An 18,091-nucleotide genomic window follows, 5' to 3' on the forward strand; every position below is an offset into this window, starting at 1 on the left:
GCAGGTTCACCGGCCCGCGCGGCAAGTGGCTGCTCGGGGCCGGTCAACACGCGCAATGTCGCTATGCCCGCCTGGTGAAACGGTAGCACTCACCGGGGATCAGCCGTGATCCAGCGCCGGGTATTTCGCAAGCAGCGCGCGCGTCACGCCGTTGGTCCAGCCGAACCCGTCCTGCACCGGATACTCGCCCCCGCCGCCGGCCTCGCCGGTTTCGAGGTTGTACTTCTCGACCATCCGCCCGTTGGCATCATAATAACGCGAGACAGTGCGGAGCCAGCGGTGCGCGAGGTCCTCGGCCTGCGCGGTCTTGCCATACCGGTCGAGGCCCTGAACGCCGATCCACAGCAGCGGTGCCCAGCCGTTGGGCTGGTCCCATTGCTGGCCGGTGGTGAGGGTCGTGGTCCGCAGGCCACCGGGCGCGAGCAGCTTTGCCGTGACGAGCGTGGCGGTGGCGTCTGCCTGCTCGCGCGTGGCGAGGCCGACGAACAGCGGATAGAGGATCGCCGCGCTGATCGAGTCCGTTGGCTTGGCCGTCTTGCGGTCCCAATCCACCCAACGTTTGTCGCCCGCCGACCAGAGATATTTGCTGATCGCCATGCCGCGGGCGGTGGCGCGGGTCTCGAATGCGCGGGCGCATGCGGTGTCCCCGACGGTCGTGCAGCGGCGCGCGATCGCTTTTTCCAGGTTCCACATCAGGCTGTTGAGATCGACCGGCACGATATCGGTAGTGTGGATCGTCGCCAGCGTCTTGCCGTCCGCGAGCCAGCGCGAGCTGAAATCCCAGCCGCTCTCGGCGGCGGCGCGGAGATCGCGATTGACCTGCGGGGCGGCGCGACCCGCAGCGGCGGCGGTCGCGATATCCTCGGCATAGGATTCGTCGCGCGGCGTGTCGCGGGCGTCCCAATAGCGGTTGAGCAGGCTGCCGTCGGGCATCCGAACGACGTGCTCGCACGCGCCACTGGCGGCGACGCACTTCGCACCCGCCATCCAATAAGCGTGCTCGGCCTTCAGCGTCGCGAGGCGTTCGCGGTCGAGCGCGGGGTCATGCGTGTCGGACAGGTCCATCATCAACGCGAGGAACGGCGGCTGCGAGCGCGACAGATAATAGCTGCGCGTGCCGTTCGGCACATGCCCGTATTGCGCGATCAACGCGCTGAAATTGCCCAGCATCGACTCGATCAGCGGCCGTTCGCCATCGGCCTTCAGGCCGAGCATGGTGAAGTAGCTGTCCCAGTAATACATCTCCTGATAGCGCCCGCCCGCCACGACATAGGTCTGCGGCAGCTGCAACGCGGACGAACCCGGCACCACCGCCACCGGCGGCTTGGCGAGTACCGGCCACAGCGCGCGGATATGCTCGCGCATCGACAGCTTGCGCGCGTCCGCGTCCCCGACCTTGCGGAAGTGCCGCGCGACGAAGGCGGCGAGCGCTTCGCGGCTCTGCGGCGCTTCTGTGCGATACGCCTGGAGGATCGCGTCGGGTGCCGAGAGTGGAACCATGTCCGCGAAGGTCTTGCTATCGGGAAATACCCGGCCGAGCTCGACCGCGCGGTACAGCGGGCCGTAGATGTCCTCGGGCGTGCGGACCGCGCTGGCGGCGAGGGCAGGCGTGATCTCGCGCGCGGCGGCAGGTGCGCTCAAGGCGATCGACAGCGCGACGAGGGGCAGGGCGAAGGATCGGCGCAAGATCATGATGAGCAACTCGACATAAGAGGTGCCGGTCGGGGCGTGAACCCCGACCGGCGGGAGGGTCAGAACTTGTAGGCCGCGGTGATCGTCGCGTGCCGGCCGAAGATCGGGCGGCCCAGGAAGAAGCCGGCGGAATTGGCCGAACCGACCGTACGCACATTGCCTTCGGTCAGCGCGAGCGTGTCGGTCAAGTTCTCGACCGTCGCCTGCAGCGAGAAGCGATCGTTCAGGTCGAGCGACGCGCCGAGATCGACCGTCTCATAGCTGCCGAGCCGCTGCTGGTTCTCGATATCGGCGAACCGGTTGCCGATATGCGTGAACGTCCCGAACAGCCGCGCCTTACCCCAGGCGCTGCGGAAGGTGTACGACGGCGTCGCGGCGATCTGGAATTTCGGCTGGCGGTTGACGCTGTTGCCGGTGTTGGTCCCGAAATCCTTGAACTTGCCGTCCTGCACGACGCCGCGCACCGCGAGCTGGACCCCGTCGACCGGGCGCACCGCGCCTTCGAATTCGAGCCCGTAGGCGCGCGATCCACCGAATTGCACGACGTTCTGCTCGACCCCGCCGATCACGCGGATGTCCTGGAAGATCAGGTTGTGGAAGCGGTTGTAGAAGCCGGTGAGGTACAGGTCGTAATAGCGCGTCGCGGTCTTGAGCCCGAGCTCATACTGGTCGGCGGTCTGCGGCTTGATGTTCTGCAGCGACGTCGCGTTGCCGCGCAGATCGTCGAACTGCGGGAGCAGCGCACCCGAGTTGGCGCGGGCGAAGGCGTTGAGCTTGTTGGTGAAGGCATAGTCGAGACCAGCGGTCCACGACACCTGCGTCTTGGCGTAGCGGGCATTGCTGAAAGTGCCGTTGAGATAGGTCGCGCCATTGTTGTACGCGGTCAGCGGGTTGTTATCGAGATCGCCGGTCGCGCTGTTCTCGAACCGGTCGTGGAGCACGACGCGCTCGACGCGGACGCCACCGTCGACCCGCAGCGCGCCGAGCTTCCATTCGTCGCTGAGATATCCGGCGACGTTGCTGCTCGTGTAAAACGCATTGACGTCATAGCTGTTGGCGCTGGTGAAGCCGTTGCGCGTCAGGATCGTGCCGTTGACGAGCGTCGCGTTGAGCACGCGCGCATTGGGTTCGAGCGCGAGCAGGATGTTGTTGCCGAGGTTCCACTGGTCGTGATCGCCGACATGCGCGTAATAGCCGCCGAGCGTCAGCGTGTTGCCCGAGAACAGCTCCTTGGAGAGCTTCAGTTCGTCGGTGAAGCTCTCGATCTGCTTGGTCACCGACCAGATGCCCGCCTGGATCGTCTGTTGCCCGGCGGTCAGCGCCTGGCCGGTGCCGGCATAGGTCACCGTACCCGCGCCGCCTGCACCCGCGAGATATTGCCCGACCGTTTGCGGGTTGGAGCCGGTGAACAGCGCGAACGTCGTCGACGTGCCCTTGGTGAAATTGACGTTGTTCTGCACCGCGAACCCGCCGCCCACGTCATAGCTGAAGGTCGAGCCGAAGGTGTAGACGTTCGACCCGCGCCCGCGCGACAGGTCGACCGCCTTCTTCTGCGTCGGGTCACCGTTGATGCTCGGGCCGACCTCGATCACCGTATTCTCGATTTCCCGACCGACCAGCGTGTCGGTGCGTGCGTCGAAGCCGCTGAACGTGCTGAACTTGCCGTTGGTCTCGACCAGCGGCATCGGCGTGTAGAAGGCGTTCTTGTCGTCGAGATAGCGCCCGTAGACGGTCAGCTTGCCCGCGTCGAACTTGTGCGTGATGCTGCCGGTGATCTGCCCGCCGAGGTCGCCGGCGAAGCCGGTCTTCCGGAAGCCGTCCGAATAGCGATAGAAGCCGCCGACCATATAGGTCGTGTCCGAGGTGAGCGGCCCCTGTGCGACGAAGTCGCCGCGATAGGTGCCCTCGGTGCCATAGGTCGCGCGCAGCGACAGGTGCGGATCGCGGGTGCCTTCCTTGAGGATGAAGTTGGTCGTGGCACCGGGCTGGCCGTTCGAGAAGATCGGGCTCGGGCCGCCGCGCAGCACTTCGAGCCGCTCGATCGTGTCGTCGAGGCGGAAGATCGAGCTGTCCTCGAGGAACGACAGCGACGACGGGGCGATGACCGGCGAGCCGTTGAGCTGGAGCGTAAGGAACGGCGCATCGCCCGTCGACGGGAAGCCGCGGATGAAGACGTTGGCACCCGCATTGCCGCCCGAGCTTTCCACCCACACCCCCGGCACGATCTTGAGCAGGTCGGCGGTCGAGGTCGGCTGGACTTCGCGGATCTGCTCGGCGGTCGCGGTCGAGATCGAATAGCTGGCGTCGAGCTTGCGCTGGCCCGCGCGGTTGGCGTTGCCGGTGACGACGATGTCGGGTTGATCGGCCACCGGCTCGGTTGCCGGGACGGCTGCCTGCGCGGGGACGTCCTGCGCGAAGGCGGGCAGGGCGCCGAGCGCTGTGCCGGACAGCAGCGCGAGTGCCATGATGGTGCGGGTATGGGTCATGAGGTTCCTCCTGAACGTTTCTGGTCTTGGTAATCGGGTTGGCATTGGAAAACGGTGGACGCGCGCCGTCGTCTCGCCGGACAGCGTCGCGGCGATGTGGATCGGTGGGCACGGGCAAGCGTCGGATGGGTTACGGAGGGCTGCGCAAACGGGGCATCCTCAGAACCTGTACCGGGCTGACAGCTCGACCGAGCGACCCAGGATCGGGCGCGCGAAGATTGCGCCCGTTGCTTGCGCGCCGAGCGTCCGCGGGTTGCCTTCGGTCAGGCCGATCGTGTCGGTGAGGTTGTCGGCGCTGAGCTGGACGCGCAGCCGGTCGTTCACGTCCAGTGCGGCACCCGCGTCCCATTTGACGAAAGCGGGCAGCAACTGGCGGTTCTGCACGTCGGACCAGCGATCGCCCATGCGGCTCAACGTCGTGAACAGGCTGACCTTGCGGGTGGCGACGGCGAAGTCCCAGGCCGGGGTTAAGCGCCATTGCCATTGCGGCTGGCGCTGGACACGGTTGCCGCTGAGATCGGTCCGCCCGCCGTCGGTAAAAAAGCCGCGATAACGCGCGTCGAGCCAGCTCCCCGAGAATGTCACCGAAAGCGGCGCTACCGGACGCCACAGTCCGTCGAGCTCGACCCCGGTCGCGCGCGCCCCGCCAATCGAGGCGAGCGGCGCGCCGCTGGTGATGACGGTCGTCGCAAGGCCCTTGAAGCGGTTGCGGTACAGCGTCGCATACAGGTTGAGCGACCGCGTCGAGAGCTTCACGCCGCCTTCGATCGTATCGACGCGCGGCGCGACGGTGATGCCGTCGCGCAGATTGTCGAAGAACGGGAAGCTGTTCCCATGGCTGAAACGCACGAACCCGGCGAGGGTGCGGGTGACGTCGTAATTGGTCCCGAGCGTCCACGACCAGGCACCGCCGCGATACCGTACCGGGGTCTGCGTGCCCGTAAACACTACATCGTCATTGTCGTACAGCGTGGCCGGGTTGCCGTCGGTGCCACCGGGACCCGCAGGTTTGGTGTCCACAGCCCAGCCGTCGACCGCGTGGCGTTGATGGCGGATCCCGCCGTCGAGCCGCAGGCGATCCGCCACCATCAGCTCCTCGACCGCGTAGAAAGCGAGATCGCTGCCGCGATAGCGCGCGTCGACGAGGAAGCTGGAACCGCTGGCAAAGCCGTCGCGCGAGACGATGTCGCCGTTGGTCAGCGTCAGGTCGAGCCGCCGCGCGTTGGGCTGTGCGGTCAGCAGCAGCGCATTGCCGATATCCCAATGGTCCCGCGCGCCATAGTCCGCCGCATAGACGCCGACGGTCGCCTTGCTCGGTCCGGTCTTCCACTCCAGCGTGGCATCGTTGACGCGCGCGTCGATCCGCTTGGCGACCGTCCAGATGCCAGCGCGCACGACCGCCTGATCGGGCGACACGGCGCGACCGTCGGCGGTCGTGACGAGCGATGCGATCCCGCCGCCCAGGCTCACCGCGTAAGCGGCGGCGCTTTGTGGTGCCGTATTTTCCGAAACGAGCCCGGTGGTGTCTGCGTGGCCGGAAAGCCAGCTCGCCTTGTCGCGTAGCGTCACGCCGCTGCCGAGCCGCAGCTCGATATTGGTCCCGAGGTTGACGATCCGCGCACCACGCCCGTCGTCGAGATCGTAGCGGCTGCCATCGTTGCGGATGCCGGTGCGCGTATCGGGCCCGGCCAGCGTGCCGCTTCCGGCATCGAAACCGGGGTAAGCGGTGATCCGCCGTCCGCTCTGCACGACGGGGATCGGCAGCAGCCACTGGCTGCGATCATCGAGGTAGCGCGCGAACAGCAGCACCGAGCCGGAGGAGACGTTCCGGCGCAGATTGGCGGTGATCTGCCCCCCGCGATCCGCGGCGAAGCGCGGCGAACGGATACCGGTGCCGCGCGAGGCATAGCCGCCGATCATGAACCGCGTGTCCTGGTCGAGCGGCCCGGCGACATAGACGTCGGTACGCACCTCGCCCGTGTCGATCACGCTCCCCTTGATCTCGCCCGCAAGGTGGTCGCCGCCCTCACGCTGGATGACGTTGACGGTCGCGCCGGGCTGGCCCGAGGCGAGCAGCGCGCTGGTGCCACCGCGCACCGCCTCGACGCGCTGTACCGTCTCGTCGATCCGGTAAAGCTGCGAATTCTCGAGGAAGGAGAGCGTCGCCGGCGGAAAGAACGGCACGCCCTCGGTCTGGAAGGTGACGTATTCGGCATCGCCGCCGGACGGATACCCCCGCACGAAGATGTTCGCGCCGTTCTTTCCGCCGGAGGTTTCGACGGTGAGGCCGGGCACGAGCTTGAGCACGTCCGCGGTGCTCGCGGCACCCAGTCGGTCGATCGCGGAACGGCTGACGGACGTCACCGCGAACGCGGCTTCCTGCCGTCGACGGCCGCCACCTGGCGTCCCGACCACGACGATGTCGGCGTTCCGCGCGACATCGGCGGGGGCGAGGTCCGCCTGCGGAAGGGAAGGGCGTCGTGCAGCGCTAGCCACCGGCACGACCTCCAGCAGCCACGCGCCGCCGGGCGTGGCCCGCACGCGAAAGCCGGTTCGCGCCAGCAACCGTGCCAGGGCACGATCCGGGTCGTGCGGGCCGCGCACCCTCGGCGCGTGCAACCCGCGCACCTGCGTCGGCGCGAACAGGATCTGACGCCCGCTCTGCCGGGCAAATGCGATGAGCGCATCGCCCAACGAACCGGCGGGAATGTCGAACGATACGGGGGGCGCGGCAATTGCGGCAGTCGGCACGGCGAGGGCTGCGACGATCGCACCCAAATGTCCGCCATACGCGCGCCATCGCAACCATCCCCCCTTCGGCAGCCCCATCATGTGCGGGGCTTTCGAAGGACAAGACGCGCGCCCGGACAAAATCCGAACCGCAATCGCATTCTTTTTCTCAAAAGTGCTGGCGCCTCAGCGCGCGGAGATGACGATACCCGCATCGTCGTCCCGCTTTACGCGCACCGGAAAGCCGACCGCGAGCGCATCGACGAACGCCAGCGAACCGGTCGTGCGGAACGCGCCCGACACGCGCAACGCCCCCGCGCGACCATCGGCAAGCCGGATCGGGTGGCGGCGATAGCGGTTGAATTCGCTCACCGCCTCGGCGAGCGGCACGTCGTCGAGTTGCAGGGCACCGGTCCGCCAGCCGCTGAAACTGCCGGGATTGCTCGGCGTGCGGACGGTGACGTCGTCGCCGCTGACCGCAATCATGCGCCCGGCCGGCAAGGCGAGCGAACTATCGGCCCCGACGAGCTTGAGTGTCCCGTCCGCGGCGAACGCGCGCATCCGCCTGGCATCGGTCCGCACGTTGAACTCGCCGGCGGTCGCGACGAAGGTCCGGCCCGCCGCGCTGATCTCGAACGGCGTGCTCGCCGGCTTCACCTTGAACCAGCCCTGTCCGTCGAGCCTGACCCGGCGCATGCCCTCGGACACGCGGACCTCGAGCGTGGTTGCGGTGTCGAGCGTCACGATCGACCCGTCCGCGAGCGTCACATCGGCTTGCTGCCCGATGCCGGTGCGGAAAATCTCGGCAGGCGGCGGGGCCACGGGCGCGGTCCAGGCGCTGATGCCATAAGCGGCGAGCGGTGCCGCCGCCAGCAGCACCGCGCCGGTCGCGACGACCCGCCACCGCATCCGCGACGGCCGCCGTGCGAGCATCGTTCGTGCCAAGGTCTGCTGGCGCAACGACAGCAGCGGCGCTTCCTCGGCAAGCGCGCGCGTGCGGGCATGCGCGGCACACACCGCGTCATACGCCGCCGCGCGCATCGCGCTTTCCCCGCGCCACGTTTCGAACGCGGCAAACGTGGAGTCGTCGGCGTCGCGCATCCGCTCGTGCCATTCGGCGGCTTCGATCAGGAGCGTGGACTCAACGATGGCGCCAGTCCTCCAACGCCGCCGTCACGCGGGCAAGCGCCTTGGCTTGGTGCTTTTCGGCGGCACGCGTTGAAATACCGATCGCATGAGCAACGTCGGCCATTCGCAATCCCTCGAGCATACGCAGAACGAACACGTCGCGTGTCCGTTCGGGAAGCTCCAGCAACACCGCCTGCAGGCGATCCGCTGCCTCCCTGCCTTCCAAGACGCGGTCGGGCGGAATTTCCGAACCGGCGAGGGTGTCCCCGAGTTCGTCGTGCAGCCCGCCGCCCCGCGCAGAATCGCGCCGGGCGCGGTCCTTCAACACGTTTGCGGCGGTCACGAACAGGAAATGCTCGGGTTTCTCGATCGCGGTCGGGTCCGGCATCTGACTGAGCCGGAGATAGACGTCCTGGACCAGATCCGGCACGTCCGCCTTCGAGCGAACCCGGCGGGCAAAGTAGCGGCTCAGCGCGCGCTCATAGACATGCGCCAGTCTTGCCAGCACGACGCTGCGATCCGCGACCGGACCGTCTGCGCGAACCCTCTCTGATATGAACGTTCTATCGCGCTCCATCCCGACCGCTTGCCACCTCTGGACACCGCTTTCAAGGACCGCCGACCGGACGCCCTGGAAGGAAATGGAGACGCTCATCGATCGGGCCACGCGGACCGCTGCGCCCACATTTCAGAGAAGCTGGTGCGGCTTGATGCGGACCAGATGACCTCCAGGCGCAGGTTTGACCGCGCCGAACGCTGCGGCGGCACGATCCGGCAAGGCCGTAACCGTTATTCCCGCGCGAGACGGTTCGGGCTCAGCCCCACGGAAGGAGGCGACCTTCGCCGATCTTGAATTTGGGAAGAAATGGTGGACGCACTTGGGCTCGAACCAAGGACCCGCTGATTAAGAGTCAGCTGCTCTACCAACTGAGCTATGCGTCCATTCCCGCTTGGTAGGGGCAGCGCGTCTGCGCCGCCGTTGCCGGGAGGCGGTCTGGTAGCAGCGTGGTCGGAGGTTGCAAACCCTTTTTGCACCGCACCGCAAAAAATCTACCAGCGGGTCTCGATCTTGCGGTTGGAACGCTCGATCGACATCAGGATTCCCAGGCACAGCATGAACGTCATCTGGCTCGATCCGCCATTGCTGATCAGCGGGAGCGGCACGCCGACGACGGGGGCCATCCCCATCACCATCGCCATGTTGATCGACACGTAGTAAAAGATCGTCGCCGCCAGCCCCGCCGCCGTCAGCTTGGCGAAGCGCGATTGCGCGGAGAGCGCGGTCGAGATTCCCCATTGCACGATCAGCACGAACGCGATGATCAGCAGCACGCCGCCGACCAGCCCCCACTCCTCCATCATCGTCGCCAGCGCGAAATCGGTATGCCCTTCAGGCAGATAGTCGAGATGGCTCTGCGTGCCGTTGAGGAACCCCTTGCCGAAGATCCCGCCCGATCCGATCGCGATCTTGGACTGGCTGATGTGATAGCCGATCCCGAGCGGATCGCTTTCGGGATCGAGGAAGACGAGGATCCGGTTGCGCTGATAGTCGTGCAGCACGAAGTTGAACGCGATCGGGACCGCCGCGCCGAGCGCGAGCGCGCCGCCGATGAACAGGCGCAGCGGGACACCGGCGAGGAACATCACGGTGATGCCACCGATCGTGATCATCAGCGCGGTCCCCAGATCGGGCTGTTTCATCACCAGCGCCGCCGGAATCAGGATCAGGATCGCCGCGGGCCAGATCGCGCCGAACCGGCGCGTCTCATTGGGCGGGAGCATGTCGTAGAATTTGGCGCAGGCAAGCACGATGCACGGTTTCATCAGCTCGGACGGCTGCAACCGGATCAGCCCGAAGTCGAGCCAGCGTTGCCCGCCGCCGCGGACCGCGCCGACCAGCTCGACCAGCACGAGCATGACGCACAGGATGACATAGGCCGGAAGCGCACTGCTGTTCCACCACCGCTCGGGGATTCGCGACAGCGCGAGCGCGACGCCGAGCAGCATGAAGAAGCGAATCCCCTGCGACAGCGCCCAGGGCCGCACGCTGCCTCCCGCCGCCGAGTACAGCACCAGCAGGTCGAAACAGCCGATCGCGATGACGAGCAGGATGATCTTCCACGGGAGCTGAACGAGCGGGGCAGGAACAATGCTGCGCGTGCTCATCGCGGGTCATGCTCCGGACTGCCGTCTTCGGCGACCGTGCGGCCGCTCGCCGCGCTGTTGGCGAGCGCTTCCGCCGCCGCCACGTCGGCGTCGGCGGCGGCGCGGACGGCGGGCGCATCGGTGGGCGCGGTCGCGTTGCGCTCGGTCTGCGCGCCGATCGCGGGTGGCGGGGCGTTGGCGGCGGCGCGATAAGCCGCGCTCTCCGCCGCCATCCGCGTCCGGATATCGCCGCCCCAGGTCGGCTCCGACTCGGCAAGCGACGCGAGCGCACGGTCGCGGTCGAACAGCCACGTCATGATATCGCGCGCGATCGCCGGGGTATCGAGGTTGCGGACGGTATGGCCGCCATGCTCGAGCACCACCGCAATCGCGTAGCGCGGGTTGTCATGCGGGGCGAACCCCTGGAACAAGGCGTGGTCACGCATCTTGAAGGGCAATTGCCCGTTCTTGAGGACGCCGCCCGCGCGCTCTGCCATCGTGATCCGGCGAACCTGCGCGGTGCCGGTCTTGCCCGCAAGCGCGACCCCGGGGATCAGCATCTTCGCCGCCCCCCCGGTGCCGCCGCCGTTGACGACGCCCCACATCGCCTCGTGGACGGTGCGGAGGTGATCGGGCTGGACCGCCAGCGCCGGCGCGTCCGCATGGACGTGGCCGGTCAGCAGGCTCGGCTGGAGCGCTCGCCCGGACGCGAGCCGCGCCGCCATCACCGCAAGCTGGAGCGGGTTGGCGAGCACATAGCCTTGGCCGATCGATGCGTTGAGCGAGTCCGCGACGGTCCACGACTGCTTGTAGCGCCGCAACTTCCACGCCGCGTCCGGCACCGTGCCATAGCGCTGGCTGCGAAAGGGGATATCGAACTTCTGCCCGAGCCCGAGCGACCGCGCGACCGGCGCGACGTGATCATACCCCAGCCGGCGCACCATCTCGTAGAAATAGATGTCGCAGCTCTGCATAATCGCATTCTTCAGATCGAGTGCACCGTGCCCACGCTTGAGATGGCAGTGAAACACGCCGGTGCCAACCCGCAAGGCGCCGCTGCAGAACACCCGTTCCGACGCGGGAACGCCGGCGCCGAGCAGCGCCAGCCCGTTCATCGGCTTGACGGTCGATCCGGGTGGATACAGCCCTTGCAGGACCTTGTTCATCAACGGAACATGGTCGTTGTCCGACAGCATCTTCCATTCGAGATGGCTGATCCCGTCGGAGAAGGCGTTGGGATCGTAGGCGGGCATCGACACCATCGCGAGCATCTCGCCATTGGTGCAGTCGATCACCACGACCGACCCAGACTGCGTCCCGAGCCGCCGCGCGGCATATTCCTGCAAGCCGGCATCGATCGTCAGCCGCGCGTTCTGGCCCGGCTGATCGGGTCTGGTTGCCAGCTCCGCGACCAGCTTGCCGCGCGCGGTCACCTCGACTCGCTTTTGCCCCGCCACTCCGCGAAGTGTCTTTTCCAGCGTCTTTTCAAGACCATCCTTGCCGAGCTTGAAGCCCGGTGTGACCATCAGCGGGTCCCGCGTTTCCTTATATTGCTCCGCCGAGGCGGCGCCGACATAGCCGGTCAGATGCGCGACCGCCGCGCCCCCCGGATAGCTCCGCGAGAACCCGCGCGTCGGGGCGACGCCGGGCAGTTCGGGCAGCCGCACGCTGACCGCCGCGAACCGCTCCCAATCGAGATTCTCGGCGACCTGCACCGGCTGGAACCCCGCCGCATGCGCGAGGTCGGCGACGAGCCGGTCCATCTCCTCGGGCTGAAGCTTGAGCAGGTCGCGCAGCAAGGCGAGCACGCGGTCCTTGTCCTCGAGCCGGTCGGGGATGATGTCGACGCGGAAATCGGTGCGGTTGTTGGCGATCGGCGCGCCGTGGCGGTCGACGATCCAGCCGCGCCGCGGCGGGACCAGCGTCATGTTGACGCGGTTGCTTTCCGACAAATTGGTATAATGCTCGTTCTCGGCGATCGCGAGCCACGCCATCCGTCCCGCGAGCGCGAGCCCGAACACGCCCTGGCCAGCACCCAGCAGCACCGCGCGGCGCGAAAAGCTGAAGCTTTGCGCCGCCTCGGTCATCACCTTGTTCGAATTGCCGAAAGTCGGCCCGTTCACGCCGATTCCTCCTCGCGCGCCAGCATCGTGCAGATGCGCGTCGCGAGGGGAAACAGCAAGGTCGCAACGGCAATCTGCAGCAGCAAAAGCGTGTCGACGTGCGCGCCAAGCGGTGAAGCGACGAAACGACCGAGGATCAGGCAGAAGGCGATCGAACTTCCCGCGATCAGCCAGTCCTGCCAGAAGTCGCGAAACACGATGCGCTGGTCGATCAGGTCGATCATGAAAAAGCACAACGTCCAGAACAGCATCGCGCTGCCGAGCGGCTGTCCGCTGACGAGATCGTCATACAGCCCAAGCGGCAGCGCCGCCCAGACCGGCAGGCTGAGCGGCCGCGACAGACGCCAGCCGAGCAGCATCAGCAACCCGAACGGCGGCATCACGGGCAAGCTCGCGATGATCGGCCATACCGTCAGCGTCGATGCGATGACGATCGACAGAGCAGGGACGAACCGCGTCAGGCTCGTATCGGGTGGCTCGTCGAAAGGGCCGCGAATCTGGCTCATCGCGCAACAGCGCTCGCGGCAGGCGCAGGCGCAGGAGCAGGACCGGGCGCGGAACGCGGCTTCGCCGATTTCGAAGGCTTGGGGGCAGGGGTGGGCTTCGCTACCGGGACCGGCACCGGCGTAGGCGGCAGCGGCGGCATGAACGCGCGCTGCACCATCGCATAGTCGAGCGTGTCTGGCTGCGAATAGCTGCGCGCCGGCGCGGAGTCGCGTCCGTGCCGGAAGACACGCGCGACCGGAACGTCGGGCGGATAGATCCCGCCGATCCCCGACGTCACGAACACGTCGCCGGGGGTGAAGCCCGCGTTGGACATCGCGACCGACCGGATATCGACCAGTCCGTCGCCCCGCCCGGCGGCAAGCGCGGGCAGGCCATCCCGGGTGCGCCGCACCGGCACGACGCTTTCGCCATCGGTCAGCAGCAGCACGCGCGCGCTGTTCGGCCCGGTTTCGAGCACGCGCCCGACGAGTCCGTCCGGTCCGGTCACCGGCTGGCCCGAGGCGACACCCTGCCAAGACCCGGCATTGAGCACCGCAAACCGACGCGTGCTCGTGGCGGAGGAGCTGACCAGCCGCGCGGTGACGACGGGTTCGGCGATCCGCTCGCGCAGCCGCAGCAAGGCGGTGAGCCGGCGGTTGTCATACACCAGCGAACGCGCGCGCATGTAGAGGGCGTGCTGGTCCGCAAGCTGCTTGTGGAGGCGCTTGTTCTCGTCATGCACTCCGACATAGCTGCCGATCCCGCCCGGAATAGACCCGAACCACTGGCCGACCGCGGACAGACCCGATGACATCGGCGTCGTCACTTCCGCGACCGTCGCGCGCAGAACCGCGAATGCGGGCGGATCGATCGCCGACAACGCAAGCAACACCGCAGCCACGAGTGACCCGGCAACCGCGATCACATAGCCGAGAAACAAACCATATTGCGCCCGCCGCGAAAAACCCGGGCGCCGATTGCGAGGCGGCGCCATGTTACCCCCATCCAAAGGCCCAAGGGCCGCCTGATGCTACCGTCTGTAGCGAGGGCCGTCCGCGCTGAGTAGGGATTCGCGTACCCATCTCGCTCGACAGCCGTGTTGATCCGTATGTCGTGCCCGCACCGCTCACGCGCTGTGGAGCACACCCCGGTAGATCGGATCCTCAAGCGCACGCCCGGTGCCGAGCGCGACGCAGGTGAGGGGGTCGTCCGCGATCGTCACCGGCAGGCCGGTCTCGTCGCGCAGCACCTCATCGATGCCCTTGAGCAACGCGCCGCCACCGGTCAGGACGATGCCCTGGTCGACGATATCCGCGGCCAGTTCGGGCGCCGTATTCTCGAGCGCGATGCGGACCCCTTCGACGATCTGCCCGACCGGTTCGCTGAGCGCCTCGGCGATCTGGCCCTGGTTGATCTGGATTTCCTTGGGCACGCCGTTGACGAGATCGCGGCCCTTGACGTGGATCGTCAGGCCGATCCCGTCGAGCGGCGGCTTGGCGACGCCGACTTCCTGCTTGATCCGCTCCGCCGTCGCATCGCCGATCAGCAGGTTGTGGTTGCGGCGGACGTAGGAGACGATCGCCTCATCCATCTTGTCACCGCCGACGCGCACCGAGGTGGTGTAGGCGAGACCGCGCAGCGACAGCACCGCGACTTCGGTCGTGCCGCCGCCGATGTCGACGACCATGCTGCCGATCGGCTCGGTGACAGGCATGTCCGCGCCGATCGCGGCGGCCATCGGCTCCTCGATCAGCCAGACCTGCGAGGCGCCCGCGTTCGACGCGGCATCGCGGATCGCGCGGCGCTCGACCGAGGTCGAGCCCGAGGGCACGCAGATCACGATCTGCGGCCAGCGCATGAAGCGCCGCTGCCCGCCGTGAACCTTGCGAATGAAGTGCGCGATCATCTGCTCGGCGACATCGATGTCGGCGATGACGCCGTCGCGAAGCGGGCGGATCGCCTGGATGCTGTCGGGGGTCTTGCCCATCATCAGCTTGGCGTCGTCACCCACTGCCTTGACGCGCTTGACGCCGTTCAGCGTCTCGACCGCGACGACCGAGGGTTCGTTGAGCACGATGCCGCGGCCGCGCAGATAGACGACCGTATTGGCGGTCCCCAAATCGATCGCCATGTCGTGCGAGGAGAAGCGAAAGAGATTCGAGAAAAAGCCCATGGATCGTTCCGTTTCACGCCGGGTGCGGAGGCTTCCGGCAGGTCGCATTTCGCCCCCGCGACATGCTTAAACCCGTGGCTTTCAGAGCGACGCCCACGCTCTGGTTAAGTCACGGATACGGCTCGCGGGATGGCGTCGCTTGGGCTAGAGCTTAAGGCATGTCAATACGCCGCCTCCCCGAACATCTCGTCAATCGTATCGCTGCCGGTGAAGTGGTGGAACGGCCAGCCAGCGCGTTGAAGGAGCTGGTCGAGAACGCCATCGACGCGGGCGCGACGCGGATCGCGGTACGGCTGGCGGGGGGCGGGACCGATCTGGTCGAGGTGACCGATGACGGGTGCGGGATGCAACCGTCCGACATGGCGCTCGCGCTGGAGCGGCATGCGACGTCGAAGCTGCCGGACGAAGCCATAGAGGCGGTCAGCACGCTCGGTTTCCGCGGCGAGGCGTTGCCGTCGATCGCAAGCGTCGCGCGGATGACGCTGGAGAGCCGGGAGCCCGGCGCGGAAGGCTGGTCGCGCGTGATCGACAATGGTGTGCTGGAGTCGGAAGGCCCCGCCGCGATCCCGCCGGGGACTCGCGTACGGGTCGAGGCGCTGTTTGCGCGCGTGCCCGCGCGCCGCAAGTTCCTGCGCTCGCCGCGCGCGGAGTTTGCCGCGTGCATGGATGTGGTCCGGCGTCTGGCGATGGCGCGGCCCGACATCGGCTTCTCGGTCGAGCATGACGGGCGGCGGTCGCTCTCGGTCAGCGCGGGCGAGACCTTGCCCGACCGGGTCGCCGGGCTGACCGACCGCGGACTGGTCGAGAACGGCGTCGGGATCGACTTCGTCCGCGAGGGGATCGGGCTGGGGGGCATCGCGGGCTTGCCGACCTTCAATCGCGGGATCGCGGATCACCAATATCTGTTCGTCAACGGGCGGCCGGTGAAGGACCGCCTGCTGATCGGCGCGATTCGCGGGGCCTATGCCGAGATGATGCCGCGCGACCGGCATGCGGTGGTGGCGCTGTTCCTCGATGTCCCGCCCGATGCGGTCGACGTCAACGTCCATCCTGCGAAGACCGAAGTAAGGTTTCGCGACCCGGCGCTGGTGCGCGGGCTGATCGTCAGCGGGTTGCGCCGGGCGCTCGATGAAGCGGGGCATCGCAGCCAGCGGCCTACGGAAACGGCGCTTGCGGCCTGGACGACCGAAAATAGCCCCTCCCCTTCAGGGGAGGGGTTGGGGTGGGGCAGTCCAGCAGAACTGGCTCTCGGTGAGACATCCCCCACCCCCAACCCCTCCCCTGAAGGGGAGGGGCTTGCCATCGACCAACGGTATTACGCGGTATCCGACCGCCGCACCTTCTTCACCCCACCCCCACAAGCCCGCGCCGAACCCGCCTACGCCCCACCGCCCGAAACCGTCGCCTACCCCCTCGGCGTCGCGCGCGGCCAGGTCGCCAAGACCTATATCGTCGCGGAAGCACAGGACGGCCTGATCCTCGTCGACCAGCACGCCGCGCACGAACGCCTCGTGCTCGAGCGGATGCGCAAGGCGATGGCGTCCGGCGGGGTCGCCAGCCAGGCGCTGCTCCTCCCCGAAGTGATCGAACTCGACGAATCCGCCTGCGACCGGCTCGATGCGCGGGCAACCGAACTCAGCGAATTCGGCCTCGACCTCGACCGCTTCGGCCCGCGCGCGATGCTGGTGCGCGGTGTCCCCGCGATGCTCGGGCAAAGCGACGTCACCGGCCTCGTCACCGACCTCGCCGACGAACTCGCCGCCTTCGACGAGGCGCTGTCGCTACGCGAGCGACTCGATCACGTCGCTGCGACGATGGCGTGCCACGGGTCGGTGCGGGCAGGGCGGATCCTGTCGGTCGCCGAAATGAACGCCTTGCTGCGCGAAATGGAAGTCACGCCGCATTCGGGACAGTGCAATCACGGGCGCCCAACCTGGGTGAAGCTGGCGCACGGCGACATCGAACGGCTGTTCGGGCGGAAGTAGCGAGGCGCTGGGCAAGCTTTCGTTTGGAAGGGCAAAGCAGGCTTTCGTTCATGCTGCGGAAACAAATGCGATGCGGCGCATTTTACCCGCAACAGCCCCCATCGCCGTATCGGACCGCCTGATGACCAAAGTTCTTCCCATCGTCTTCGCGCTCATCCCGCTCGCCGCCCTCGTCGGTGCGTGCGCCGTCACCGGCTGAACCCCACCCCCTCGAGCCGGGCGAAAGTTCAGCGCAAAGAAAAAGGGCCGCCCGGATCACTCCGGACGGCCCTTTTCGTATCGTAACCGAATGACTTACGCTGCGGCAGGTGCCTCGGCGTCGTCCTGGTTCGAAGCAACCTCGGCGGTCGCGCCGGGCTCTGCGTTGGGATCGTAATCCTCAACGAAGCCAGCCTCGTCCTTTTCGAACATGGCTTCCATGACGTTGACGCCCTCGGCCTGCATTTTCGCCTCTTCCGGCGAGCGTGCAATGTTGACCTTGATCGTCACCGACACTTCCGGGTGCAGCGAAACCTTGACCTCATAGAGGCCAATGGCCTTGATCGGCTTGTTGAGCACGATCGCCGACTTCGACACCTTGTGGCCTTCGGCCTCGAGGATCTCGATCAGATCGCGCACCGCGACCGAGCCGTACAGCTGGCCGGTGTTCGACGCCTGACGGATCAACGTCACGGTCGTGCCGTCGATGTCCTTGGCCTCGACTTCCGCTTCCGAACGACGCGCTGCGTTTTCGGCAACGATGTTCTCGCGGTTCTTTTCGAAGACCTTGCGGTTGGCTTCGTTGGAGCGAAGCGCCTTCTTGTTCGGCAGGAGGAAGTTGCGGGCGAACCCGTCCTTCACCTTGACGACGTCGCCGATGTTGCCGAGCTTGTCGACGCGTTCCAGCAGGATGACATCCATCTCAGCTGCTCCTTACTTAACGATGTAGGGCAGAAGGCCCAGATGACGCGAACGCTTGATCGCCTGGGCGAGCTCGCGCTGCTTCTTTGCGCTCACCGAAGTGATACGCGACGGGACGATCTTGCCACGCTCGGACACGAAGCCCTGGAGCAACCGGACGTCTTTGTAATCGATCCGGGGAGCGTCTTTTGCGGAGAACGGGCAGCTCTTGCGGCGGCGGAAAAATGGGCGTGCCATGGTCTA

Annotated in this window: 14 protein-coding genes and 1 tRNA gene; 2 read left to right on the top strand and 13 right to left on the bottom strand. The window is 66.9% G+C overall.

Going from position 1 to position 18,091, the window contains the following annotated elements; genetic code table 11:
* Positions 1–99: 99 nt before the first annotated feature.
* The 11 genes from treF to RH91_RS15140 all read right to left on the bottom strand — a co-directional run bounded on the left by treF (position 100) and on the right by RH91_RS15140 (position 14,963).
* Positions 100–1,692: an alpha,alpha-trehalase TreF gene (gene treF, locus RH91_RS15090; RefSeq protein ID WP_010163742.1), complete on the bottom strand. Its 1,593-nt coding sequence runs from the start codon at positions 1,690–1,692 to the stop codon at positions 100–102.
* 59 nt (positions 1,693–1,751) lie between these two features.
* The gene (locus tag RH91_RS15095) at positions 1,752–4,178 is read right to left on the bottom strand and encodes a TonB-dependent siderophore receptor (RefSeq protein WP_010163743.1); all 2,427 of its coding nucleotides are present in this window, start codon (positions 4,176–4,178) and stop codon (positions 1,752–1,754) included.
* Between the two features lie 159 nt (positions 4,179–4,337).
* Positions 4,338–7,010 carry a TonB-dependent siderophore receptor gene (locus RH91_RS15100; protein ID WP_037478858.1) on the bottom strand — a complete coding sequence of 891 codons (2,673 nt, stop codon included), beginning with the start codon at positions 7,008–7,010 and terminating at the stop codon, positions 4,338–4,340.
* 84 nt (positions 7,011–7,094) lie between these two features.
* Complete coding sequence (locus RH91_RS15105; RefSeq protein ID WP_010163746.1) at positions 7,095–8,009, bottom strand: FecR family protein; 915 nt, start codon at positions 8,007–8,009, stop codon at positions 7,095–7,097.
* Between the two features lie 40 nt (positions 8,010–8,049).
* Positions 8,050–8,721, bottom strand: coding sequence for an RNA polymerase sigma factor (locus RH91_RS15110; RefSeq protein ID WP_232283527.1), 672 nt, complete (start codon positions 8,719–8,721; stop codon positions 8,050–8,052).
* A gap of 181 nt (positions 8,722–8,902) precedes the next feature.
* Positions 8,903–8,978 (bottom strand) — tRNA-Lys (locus RH91_RS15115).
* Between the two features lie 108 nt (positions 8,979–9,086).
* Positions 9,087–10,202 carry a rod shape-determining protein RodA gene (rodA, locus tag RH91_RS15120; RefSeq protein WP_010163748.1) on the bottom strand — a complete coding sequence of 372 codons (1,116 nt, stop codon included), beginning with the start codon at positions 10,200–10,202 and terminating at the stop codon, positions 9,087–9,089.
* Positions 10,199–12,268: a penicillin-binding protein 2 gene (mrdA, locus tag RH91_RS15125; RefSeq protein WP_037479518.1), complete on the bottom strand. Its 2,070-nt coding sequence runs from the start codon at positions 12,266–12,268 to the stop codon at positions 10,199–10,201. Before mrdA ends, rodA begins: the two co-directional genes overlap by 4 nt.
* Positions 12,269–12,300: 32 nt before the next feature.
* On the bottom strand, positions 12,301–12,810 hold the full coding sequence (mreD, locus tag RH91_RS15130) for a rod shape-determining protein MreD (RefSeq protein ID WP_010163750.1): 510 nt from the start codon (positions 12,808–12,810) through the stop codon (positions 12,301–12,303).
* Positions 12,807–13,784, bottom strand: coding sequence for a rod shape-determining protein MreC (gene mreC / locus RH91_RS15135; protein WP_010163752.1), 978 nt, complete (start codon positions 13,782–13,784; stop codon positions 12,807–12,809). Before mreC ends, mreD begins: the two co-directional genes overlap by 4 nt.
* A 132-nt stretch (positions 13,785–13,916) precedes the next feature.
* The gene (locus tag RH91_RS15140; protein WP_010163754.1) at positions 13,917–14,963 is read right to left on the bottom strand and encodes a rod shape-determining protein; all 1,047 of its coding nucleotides are present in this window, start codon (positions 14,961–14,963) and stop codon (positions 13,917–13,919) included.
* Between the two features lie 158 nt (positions 14,964–15,121).
* On the opposite strand from RH91_RS15140, the gene mutL reads away from it, so the two are divergent.
* Positions 15,122–16,948 carry a DNA mismatch repair endonuclease MutL gene (gene mutL, locus RH91_RS15145; protein ID WP_029623921.1) on the top strand — a complete coding sequence of 609 codons (1,827 nt, stop codon included), beginning with the start codon at positions 15,122–15,124 and terminating at the stop codon, positions 16,946–16,948.
* A 70-nt stretch (positions 16,949–17,018) separates the two neighbouring features.
* Positions 17,019–17,147: a hypothetical protein gene (locus tag RH91_RS23490; RefSeq protein ID WP_269724660.1), complete on the top strand. Its 129-nt coding sequence runs from the start codon at positions 17,019–17,021 to the stop codon at positions 17,145–17,147.
* Between the two features lie 95 nt (positions 17,148–17,242).
* On the opposite strand, the gene rplI is transcribed toward RH91_RS23490, so the two are convergent.
* Both rplI and rpsR read right to left on the bottom strand, forming a co-directional pair.
* Entirely contained in the window at positions 17,243–17,848 is a 606-nt protein-coding gene (gene rplI / locus RH91_RS15150; protein ID WP_010163757.1) for a 50S ribosomal protein L9, read from the bottom strand.
* A 12-nt stretch (positions 17,849–17,860) separates the two neighbouring features.
* Positions 17,861–18,085 (bottom strand): 30S ribosomal protein S18, encoded by a 225-nt coding sequence (gene rpsR, locus RH91_RS15155; protein ID WP_010163758.1) that lies wholly within the window; start codon positions 18,083–18,085, stop codon positions 17,861–17,863.
* Between the last annotated feature and the right edge of the window lie 6 nt (positions 18,086–18,091).

The organism is Sphingomonas sp. PAMC 26617 (assembly GCF_000242835.1).
GTDB lineage: Bacteria > Pseudomonadota > Alphaproteobacteria > Sphingomonadales > Sphingomonadaceae > Sphingomonas.

Bases quoted from the DNA above. Each gene is read 5' to 3' on its own strand.
- treF (WP_010163742.1), bottom strand. From the start codon at position 1,692: ATGATCTTGCGCCGATCCTTCGCCCTGCCCCTCGTCGCGCTGTCGATC.
- RH91_RS15095 (WP_010163743.1), bottom strand. From the start codon at position 4,178: ATGACCCATACCCGCACCATCATGGCACTCGCGCTGCTGTCCGGCACA.
- RH91_RS15100 (WP_037478858.1), bottom strand. From the start codon at position 7,010: ATGATGGGGCTGCCGAAGGGGGGATGGTTGCGATGGCGCGCGTATGGC.
- RH91_RS15105 (WP_010163746.1), bottom strand. From the start codon at position 8,009: ATGCGCGACGCCGACGACTCCACGTTTGCCGCGTTCGAAACGTGGCGC.
- rodA (WP_010163748.1), bottom strand. From the start codon at position 10,202: ATGAGCACGCGCAGCATTGTTCCTGCCCCGCTCGTTCAGCTCCCGTGG.
- mrdA (WP_037479518.1), bottom strand. From the start codon at position 12,268: ATGACCGAGGCGGCGCAAAGCTTCAGCTTTTCGCGCCGCGCGGTGCTG.
- mreD (WP_010163750.1), bottom strand. From the start codon at position 12,810: ATGAGCCAGATTCGCGGCCCTTTCGACGAGCCACCCGATACGAGCCTG.
- mreC (WP_010163752.1), bottom strand. From the start codon at position 13,784: ATGGCGCCGCCTCGCAATCGGCGCCCGGGTTTTTCGCGGCGGGCGCAA.
- RH91_RS15140 (WP_010163754.1), bottom strand. From the start codon at position 14,963: ATGGGCTTTTTCTCGAATCTCTTTCGCTTCTCCTCGCACGACATGGCG.
- mutL (WP_029623921.1), top strand. From the start codon at position 15,122: ATGTCAATACGCCGCCTCCCCGAACATCTCGTCAATCGTATCGCTGCC.
- RH91_RS23490 (WP_269724660.1), top strand. From the start codon at position 17,019: ATGCGGCGCATTTTACCCGCAACAGCCCCCATCGCCGTATCGGACCGC.
- rplI (WP_010163757.1), bottom strand. From the start codon at position 17,848: ATGGATGTCATCCTGCTGGAACGCGTCGACAAGCTCGGCAACATCGGC.
- rpsR (WP_010163758.1), bottom strand. From the start codon at position 18,085: ATGGCACGCCCATTTTTCCGCCGCCGCAAGAGCTGCCCGTTCTCCGCA.